Origin of the sequence: Exiguobacterium sp. s193, from assembly GCF_018618755.1 — a bacterium.
Taxonomy (GTDB): domain Bacteria; phylum Bacillota; class Bacilli; order Exiguobacteriales; family Exiguobacteriaceae; genus Exiguobacterium_A.
On the sequence record NZ_JACSMR010000009.1, the window covers coordinates 123,033 to 131,962 of the forward strand.

General features: G+C 48.8%; 6 protein-coding genes and 1 tRNA gene. 2 read left to right on the forward strand and 5 right to left on the reverse strand.

The genetic code is table 11. The annotated features are described in order from the left end of the window. Window positions 1-83: 83 nt before the first annotated feature. The 5 genes from KNQ04_RS11635 to KNQ04_RS11655 form a co-directional block, all read right to left on the reverse strand. Window positions 84-3,824, reverse strand: coding sequence for a S8 family serine peptidase (locus KNQ04_RS11635; RefSeq protein WP_214850921.1), 3,741 nt, complete (start codon window positions 3,822-3,824; stop codon window positions 84-86). A 243-nt stretch (window positions 3,825-4,067) separates the two neighbouring features. Further along, window positions 4,068-4,140, reverse strand: a tRNA-Ala gene (locus KNQ04_RS11640). Window positions 4,141-4,247: 107 nt separating this feature from the next. Continuing rightward, on the reverse strand, window positions 4,248-5,027 hold the full coding sequence (gene tatC, locus KNQ04_RS11645; protein WP_214850922.1) for a twin-arginine translocase subunit TatC: 780 nt from the start codon (window positions 5,025-5,027) through the stop codon (window positions 4,248-4,250). Window positions 5,028-5,034: 7 nt separating this feature from the next. Next, window positions 5,035-5,241 carry a twin-arginine translocase TatA/TatE family subunit gene (locus KNQ04_RS11650; protein WP_285801192.1) on the reverse strand — a complete coding sequence of 69 codons (207 nt, stop codon included), beginning with the start codon at window positions 5,239-5,241 and terminating at the stop codon, window positions 5,035-5,037. Further along, window positions 5,241-5,900, reverse strand: a complete 660-nt coding sequence (locus tag KNQ04_RS11655; protein WP_029331878.1) for a redox-sensing transcriptional repressor Rex — start codon at window positions 5,898-5,900, stop codon at window positions 5,241-5,243. The genes KNQ04_RS11650 and KNQ04_RS11655 overlap by 1 nt, the downstream gene beginning before the upstream one ends. A 158-nt stretch (window positions 5,901-6,058) precedes the next feature. Between KNQ04_RS11655 and KNQ04_RS11660 the strand changes: the two genes are divergently transcribed. Together KNQ04_RS11660 and KNQ04_RS11665 are read left to right on the forward strand one after the other, a co-directional pair. After that, entirely contained in the window at window positions 6,059-7,960 is a 1,902-nt protein-coding gene (locus KNQ04_RS11660) for an ABC-F family ATP-binding cassette domain-containing protein (protein ID WP_214850924.1), read from the forward strand. Continuing rightward, on the forward strand, window positions 7,960-8,352 hold the full coding sequence (locus KNQ04_RS11665) for a hypothetical protein (RefSeq protein WP_214850925.1): 393 nt from the start codon (window positions 7,960-7,962) through the stop codon (window positions 8,350-8,352). The genes KNQ04_RS11660 and KNQ04_RS11665 overlap by 1 nt, the downstream gene beginning before the upstream one ends. Window positions 8,353-8,930 lie beyond the last annotated feature (578 nt).

Sequence of the window (8,930 nt, forward strand, 5' to 3'; positions counted from 1 at the left end):
GACGGAAACGTTTTGTGTCGAAACGCAAAAAAGTGCCGGACAGGACGGAATTCCATCCTGCCAAGCACTGTTTCGTAAAAGGATTACTTCTTCGTAATGACCACTTTCTTCTCGACGACATGGCCGCCAAGGTCTTTTAATTTCAAGTTGTAGACGTTTTTCCCTTTTTTCAAGGTAACGGTCTTATGGATCGTTTTCTTGAAGGCGCGCATCTCGTATGGTTCTTTGAACGAACGGCGGTATTCGGCATTGCCGTTCAAATCAAAGCGTAACTCTTCGTAGTTGTCGCGCAGGACGATTGTCATCTTGGCTGTTTTCGTTTTACTCGAGACGGTTTTTGGTGCTGTCACGCGGATCGTCGGACGTTCCGAGTCGAGGATGACTTGACGACTGAAGGCAACACGGTTGCCTTTGCCATCATAGGCTTCGACTTTAAACGATTTTACGCCATCCGTCGTGTACGTGATACCATGGCTGAACGTATAGTGCTGTTGTGCAGCATCCCAGCGTAATTTCACAGATTTGCCGTTGATTTTAAAGGACTTCACGCCGGACTCATCCGCGACGTTACCTGTCACGGTCACTTGTTGTGACGTCGTTACGGCGAGTGCTTCCGGTGTATCGATTTGGACACTTGGAACCGCTTTGTCGACACCTGACGTGTTGACGTTTTTCTTCACGCGGTTGCCTGCATAATCCGTTACGACGAACGTGACTTTCGCACGGCTTGGCAAATCCGTCAATGTGTAGTTGGTAACAGATGGAGCGAGCGGCTGTTTCAAGACACTGTTTCCGTCGACCAGGATATCGAATGAAGCGACACCCGTCCCTTGGTCACCGGCTGTCCAGGAAACTGCTTTTTTGTCAGCATCCCATTTAACGGTCGCTGCTGGTACTTTCGTATCGACATAAATCGGGAATGTCGCCGTCTGCCATTTCGCATTCGGATAATCGACGACTGATTTTACTTGATAGTAGTACAGACCGTCTTTAACTTTTGAACCGTTGACTGTTCCATCCCATGCGGCATTCGTCACCGGTGTATAACCGGGCTCTGCTCCGCCATCATAATAGTTCTTGACGACATCCGACTGGGTTTCGAGTTTACGGAGTGTTGACTGGTTGCGGTCGAGAATCGAATACTCGACTTTCTTCGCATTCCGTAAGAACGACAAGACTGGGAACGCCTCATCCGCACTGCCATCACCGTTCGGCGAGAACGACACTTTTTCTTTGACGACTTTACCGAGCGCATTCGTACCGAGGAAGTTGAAGTCATCCTTCACTTCTGTTGCAAGACCCGTGATGCCGTAGAATGTGTTGCCGTCATAGAGCGGCGCATCGACGATCGGTGCTTTATCCCATGCTCCTTTAAAGCCGACATATGGAACCGTCAACTCCGGATTTTTGCTGTTGGCATCGACGAGACGGACGAATCCTTCGACGAAGTAGCCATTCTCAAAGATCGTGTCGAGTGGTGCACCGTTCGCCCAATCAACCGTGTCTTTTAAGTCGACCGTGACGTTGACCTTCGTCGTACTCTTCGCATTGATCGCGACCGAACTTGCTTTCTTCGAACCGACCGTGAACGAGATCGGGAATGTCCCTTTATTAGCATCGACCGCATCCACGGTTCCTTTTTTGAAGATCCCGTTTGCCTCAAGCAGGTTTTCCCCCTCGACGGCAAGATCCGATTGAACAGTCCCGGCAAGTTTGTACGTTAACTTCTCGTTGCTGTAGTTCTTTAAGTCGAGTGTGAAGCTGAACTTGTCTCCGACTTGTTTCAAGGCAGCTTTTCCTTCACCAGACTTCGTTTCTGTCACGACGACTGGTGTTTTCATCGCGGCATGCAAGTCCATCAGTCCAGCTCCCTCACGGCGTGGTGAGTAGTAGTTGCCGGTCTTCGCTTCTTGATTGTACTTCCCTGAATCAAGCTGCGGACGGGACGTGTTCATCAAGATTGTCTTCGCGAGTTTCACGCGTGTCGCGCCACTGACCTTGAAGTCCTTGTCGATCCGTTGCATGACGAGTGCTGTTCCACCGGCGACGTGAGGTGCTGCCATCGACGTCCCGCTCATGACACCATACTCGTTATCGTTGAGCGTCGAATAGATTTTTCCACCCGGTGCCGTGATTTCCGGCTTGAAGTCCAGGTTCGGTGTAACGCCCCACGACGTGAAGTCGGACATTTCTCCTGCGACCGGGTTTGGTGTCGAGACGGCTTTCCCGTCAAACGTCACTGTCAATGCTTTACCCGCTTTTGCTTTCGCTTCGAGTTCGTTGCCGTCTGCGATGCTTAACGAGACAAGCGGAATCGTCGGTTTATTAAGTGCCATGCTGACGTAATCCCCGTGTTCGACCCGACCGCGGATGATGACACCGGCTGCCCCTTGTTTCTCGGCTTCCGCCTGAATCATCGAATAGTTAAAACCGCCGTTACGGACGACGAAGACGACTTTATCTTTAACGTCTTTATCCACGTAGTTCGTTTCACTGCCATCACCGACATACACGACATCCATCTTCGCTTTATCGAAGACCGCAATCGGATTCGGTGAGTCCTGTTTTTGATACGCGAGGTAACCGGCATCCTGCCCGTCAACCGTCAACGCCATACCTTCGAGTGTCAACTGTGTGTTCTCGACCGACGCGACTTGCAGTGATTCGCTGATCAAGCCCGGTGAACCGACGACACCGACGTCCGGGTTCGACGCGTATGGATTCCCGGCGCCACTTCCGGCAAATGCCGAGTTCCCCGCTGAAATTGCACACAAAATGCCGTTGTTCATCGCATTGACGATTGCTTTTTGTTCCGGATCATCCTTTTGGACGAATGAGGCCGTCGAACCGAGACTCATGTTGATGACATCTGCTCCAAGTGCAATCGCATCATCAATCGCTTTGATGTAGATGTCACTGAATGTCGACGGCATTCCCGGATCGTTTCCGAAGACTTTCATCGCAAGCAGTTGCGTCTCCGGTGCAACCCCTTTAATGCCACCGTTCGCTTCATCGCCGTTGGCACCGACTGTACCGGCAACGTGCATCCCGTGCATCGAAGCACCCGGACCGAGGTCGCGGATTTCGCTGTCATGATCCGCATAGTTATAGCCATACGGTACTTTTTCCGTGAAGTAGTTTCCTTTTAAGCCTTTTGACGATTTAAAGCCTTCGACTTTTGATGACGTCAAATCGACTTTCGTCTCCGGGCTGAGGACCATGTCCTTGTGCGTCGGATCGATTCCCGTATCGATGACGGCGACGATCGTTCCTTCCCCTTTATAGCCGTAGTCCTGCCACGTCTGCTTCGCATTGACCATGTCTTTGCTATGTAACATGTTTGGCGTTGCGCCCTTCTCAACTTCCGGACGCGCATATTCGTGTGCGATATGTACGTTCTTGATCCCGCTTAATTTCTTCAGTTCCTTAATTTCACCGTACTTGACCTCACCGCTGAACCCGTTCAATACAGTTGTGAAACTTTCTTTATACGAAACAGAAATATCTTTTTGTGCAATCGCGGCTTTGACTTCCTTCTGTTTGTTGACGATTTGATTCTTCAGAATGATTTTTTCCGTGTTGCTTAGCGCGCTATAGCGTTTATTTTGGGCTTGCGCGTGTTCGATTGCTGCTTTTTGATCGAGTTCGATGACGATTCGGACCTTTTCATCTTGACGGTATGACTTTTCCTGCCCCGTTTTCTTGAGTGAGAGGGCGTGTGGCTTTTGTACGTCGTTCCCTTGAGACGACAGACTTCCCTCAGCATGAACCAGGCTGGAAGATGTCATGATGGCGGCTGCCACCAGTGCAATCTTCTTCTTCATTCGTTGTTCCCCTTTTCCAAAAGATGTAATGTGATCCAAAAAACATATTGAACAAAAATTCTGTATTTTCAGTTTAGTTAAATTTCTTTTAATATACAATTTAAATTTGACTGTTTTTAAAAATATTTGTTTCTTTATGTCATCAAAATGATTAATTTCCCTATATTCATCCTTTTTTATATTGTTATTTCTTATGTAACAACACAAAAAAACCTTGGTTTCCCAAGGTTTTTACAAACGGAATGGAGACTATCGGGCTCGAACCGACGACCTTTTGGCTGCCAGCCAAACGCTCTCCCAGCTGAGCTAAGCCCCCTCGTATTCTTGTTTCAAGTATAAACCATATCGATTCACTTTTTCAATATAAAAATAGCGCTTCCAATTAAAAACCTCTCAGGCGCCGAAACGTCTAAGAGGCTACTGTTACTTATTCAACTCACGCATCAAATCCGCTTGCCGCTCAAGCTCCGCTTGTTGCTCAAGAATCAGAACTTTTTTGTACGTCCGGGCTGAAATCACGATACTGATTTCATAGAGGACGAACAACGGGACCGAAATCATCAGATGTGACGTCACATCTGGTGGAGAGATTAAAGCCGCGATGACGAACAGCGCAAAGTACGCATATTTCCGATTTTTCCGCATGAAGAACGGTGTGACAAGTCCGAGACGGGTCAAGAACATCGTCACGACCGGCAATTGGAACAAAACACCGAACGGAATCGTTAGCCGGATCAGGAAGCTGAAATAGTTCTCGACCCCGATGACTTGCTCGATTCCAAGCTCTTGTCCAAGTTCCGTCGATACTTCGAGTAAAAACGGAAGTAACCAAAAATAAGAGAACGCGATGCCGGACAAAAATAAGAAAAAGATGACAGGAATATACGTCAAGGTCGCTTTTTGTTCCTGTTCGAATAAACCGGGGCGGATGAACGCCCAAAGCTGGTACATCCAAAACGGTGACGCCAAAACGACCGCGATGATGAACGCTAAATTCAAGTACAACATCAGGGGATCCGCCACATTAAAGGCATTCAGTCCGATGCCGAGCTCTTTCAAGTCTGACTGCAAAAAACGCACGAGCGGTCGGACGAGCGGAAAGGCCGCGGCGAACAAGACAATAACGATGATGAGTGACCAGACGATTCGCTTTCGCAATTCGTCTAGATGCGATGTCACACTCTGTTCTTGATCAATCGCCATAATTTAATCACTTCTCTTTCGATTCATCCTTTTTGTCTTTATCATCGTCCATGATGCCGTGTGTCGCACTCTTGAACTCTTTTAACGTCTGACCGGCAGCACGACCGAGCTCCGGCAATTTTTTAGGTCCGAAGATGATTAAGGCGACGGCACCGATTAACGCGATGCTTCCTGCTCCCATAAATCCGACGGTTAACGGAATAAGGTTTTCCATTATGATTTCACTCCTTCAGCTGATTGCGAATAATGCTTCATGAAATAGACTAGTGACTGCAACTCGATCGACAAATCGATGTGATGGACCCGAACGTGGGCCGGTACGTTCAACCGCGCCGGTGTAAAGTTCAGGATTCCGGTCACACCATACTCAACTAACTCATCCGCTACTGACTGTGCGAACTGGGATGGGACCGTCAAGATGGCGACATCAACCTTGTTCGCTTCGATTTGCTCTTTCATGTCAGAGACATGATAGATAGGAACGTCCTGCGTCGTTGTTCCGACCTTGTTTTCGTCCGCATCAAACGCAATGACTATCCGAGTACTATTATTCTTTAAAAAGTTATAATTTGCAAACGCCGTTCCGAGATGCCCGACCCCGACGAGTGCCACATTCGTGACTTCATCCTGGTTGAGTGTCTTTCGGAAAAACGTCAATAGATGTTGTACGTTGTAACCGTATCCTTTTTTCCCTAACGCCCCAAAGTAGGAAAAATCACGGCGGATCGTCGCTGAGTCGACTTTGACGGCTTCACTGAGCTCTGCTGAAGAGACGCGCAGCTTACCTGAGTTATAAAGACTCTGAATGAAACGATAATATAACGGCAGTCGTTTCGCCGTCGCTTGTGGTATTTTTGTGTCTGGCCCATTCATACTGCAGTTCCCCCTTCGGCCACGTTCTGACGTGGCACCCAAATCAATGCAAAGAATTCTATTCTCCTTGATTGTAAACCACTTCACATAGAGTAACAAATATTATATTCGGCAGGAAATTTCGTGATAGACTAAAGGGTGGAAGGATGGATGTTTTTATGATTCTCTTACAAGTGAACCAACTATCAAAATCATTCGGTGTTGAGCCGATTTTAGAAAATATTAAACTCGAAGTACAGGAGCGGGACCGAATTGCGCTCGTCGGACGAAATGGTGCCGGAAAATCGACACTTTTAAAAATCATCGCCGGAGAGCTCAGTCATGACTCCGGTGAGATCATGAAGAGTAAGGAAGTGAAGATTGGTTACCTCGCCCAGGACAGCGGTCTTGAGTCGAATGAAACGATCTGGAATGAAATGTTGACGGTGTTCGAGCACCTGCAAGAGCAGGAACGTTCGCTGCGTCGGATGGAGATCGAGATGGGGATGGATCACATCTTAAATGATGCTGTCACTTATGACCGTCTGTTGAAAACCTACGATCAAGCCCAACATGACTTCTCGGACGCCGGCGGTTACCAGTTCGAAGCCAACATCCGCTCTGTCCTGCACGGGATGCGTTTTTATCCGGACGATTATTCACGCCGGATCCAGACGCTATCCGGCGGACAACGGACACGACTTGCACTGGCGAAGATGTTACTTCAGGCACCTGAGCTGTTAATCCTTGACGAGCCGACGAACCACCTCGACATCGATACACTCTCTTGGCTCGAAAGTTACCTCGCCGGTTACCGTGGAGCAGTCTTGATCGTCTCCCATGACCGTTACTTCCTCGACCAGGTCGTCAACGTCGTTTATGAATTGTCACGGAACGTCTGCCGCAAGTTTACCGGCAACTACACAAAATACTTGGAACAAAAAGCAGCACTCTACGAACAAGAGATGAAACAGTTCGAACAGCAACAAGAAGACATCGCGAAGATGCAAGACTTCATCCAGCGCAACATCGCACGGGCGACGACGACGAAACGGGCACAAAGCGTCCGCAAACGTCTTGAGAAAGTCGACCGGATTGATCGTCCGGATGGAGATGAACGCAGTACCGTCCTGTCGTTCCCAATCGAAAAACAAAGCGGGAATGACGTGTTACAAGTGACGCAACTCGCCGTCGGTTATGAAGAAGCCGTCTCTAAAGGCATCACGTTCCGCTTACAACGCGGCGAATCGCTCGCGCTCGTCGGTCCGAACGGAATCGGAAAATCGACGTTACTGAAAGTCCTCGTCGGTCGTCTAAAAGCCTTGTTTGGCGAATTCCGCTTCGGGACCGGTGTTTCTGTCGGCTACTACGATCAGGAGCAAGCCGAACTCAACGACCGCAACCGGGTCATCGATGAAATTTGGAACGAGTGGCCGTTGATGCGGGAACAACAAGTCCGGTCCGTCCTCGGTCAATTCCTGTTCAGTGGGGATGATGTCTTTAAGCTCGTCCATGAATTATCCGGCGGAGAGCGCGGACGTCTCGCCCTCGCGAAGTTAAAATTACGCAAAACGAACGTCCTCATTCTTGATGAGCCGACCAATCACCTCGATCTCGATTCGAAGATGGTGCTTGAGAACGCGCTTGTCGACTATGAAGGTACGCTGCTGTTCGTCTCCCACGACCGTTACTTCATCGACCGGGTTGCGACACGTGTCATCGAGATGAACCCGGACGGTGTGACGGATTATCTCGGCGACTACTCTTACTATATGGAGAAGAAGGCCGAGAAAGAAGAAATCGCCCGCCTCGAAGCCGAGGAAGCGAAAGCCATCAAAGTCGCTGCTTCGAAAAGCATCGACAAAGACGCGCAAAAAGAGGAACGGAAAAAGAAACAACAGCTTGAGCAACTCGAACAAGAAATCGAACGGCTCGAAACACGATCGACTGAAATCGAACAACTGCTTTGCGAACCGGAAGTCTTCAACGATATTCCGAAGGCAACGGCGCTTTCGGCAGAACGGGATCAAATCGATACGGACCTCCTCGACCTGATGGAACGATGGGAGAGTTTCCACTGATGCGCTCGAAAAGTTACATCATTAATTTGGTTCAAGGCTTGTTATCCGGCGTGCTTTACTTTGTTCCGATGTATGCCGACTATGTGTCGGCCTTCATCCGTCCGGACGCCTTCAATGCCGTCGTGTTTTTATTTATTCTGATTTCCTGTATGATCGGTCTCGTGATTAAGACGTGGAGCGGTCTCTTCATCAGCCTGTTATCAGGATTAATCTGTACGTTGCTGACGACTCAAATGTTCGTCGAACTGAACGATCCGTTAATCATCAGCTATTACGGTGCCGTGTCACCACTCGCCGCCTTTTTAATCAGCTGTCTCGGAATTTGGGCACTGGCGATTCTCTTTTACCTACTCGACGGTTTCCAGTACGGAAAACGTCACCATGCAGAGTAACGTCTCTAGTTGAGCGATATAAAAAGGCACGTCCCGCGTTCGGGACGTGCCTTCAGCGTATAGACAAACTCTTATAAATCATGAAAATTCTACATGAGGATGCTGTCGGTTTGCACTTCCCTGTCTCGCCTCGTCTTCAAAGCGGCAATCTTCCGCGCCGCTACAGCAAAGCGATTCGAGATGGATTGCGCTCTAAACCATCTGCATGCCCGGCTTTCCGTCACGGTATTACCTAAAAAGCGTCACGTTTCGTTGACTCCTACGGGGAAAAGTGCGTTTTTAACGCACGTTCAGAGGCAGGCAAGACCCTGCTCGTTGTCCGCTAGGATCAAGGAGCAACGGCTTGCGCCTCGCCCGAGGAAAGCAACGAAAACAGACGATTGATCTCCCAATCGCACGTTGTCTACAGTCTAAAGGCACGTCCCGCGTTCGGGACGTGCCTTTTTGCTTCGACGAATTGTAATATTAAGTGCAACACCTAACTGAAAACACAAAAAACCCATAACGACCTCGTGTAGAATAAAGCTACCACACCACATTCAACGGAGGATTCGTTATGAGCTATGTTCATCTTACCA

Coding starts and splice junctions, on each gene's coding strand:
- KNQ04_RS11635 (WP_214850921.1), bottom strand. CDS start 3,824: ATGAAGAAGAAGATTGCACTGGTGGCAGCCGCCATCATGACATCTTCC.
- tatC (WP_214850922.1), bottom strand. CDS start 5,027: ATGGCGATTGATCAAGAACAGAGTGTGACATCGCATCTAGACGAATTG.
- KNQ04_RS11650 (WP_285801192.1), bottom strand. CDS start 5,241: ATGGAAAACCTTATTCCGTTAACCGTCGGATTTATGGGAGCAGGAAGC.
- KNQ04_RS11655 (WP_029331878.1), bottom strand. CDS start 5,900: ATGAATGGGCCAGACACAAAAATACCACAAGCGACGGCGAAACGACTG.
- KNQ04_RS11660 (WP_214850924.1), top strand. CDS start 6,059: ATGATTCTCTTACAAGTGAACCAACTATCAAAATCATTCGGTGTTGAG.
- KNQ04_RS11665 (WP_214850925.1), top strand. CDS start 7,960: ATGCGCTCGAAAAGTTACATCATTAATTTGGTTCAAGGCTTGTTATCC.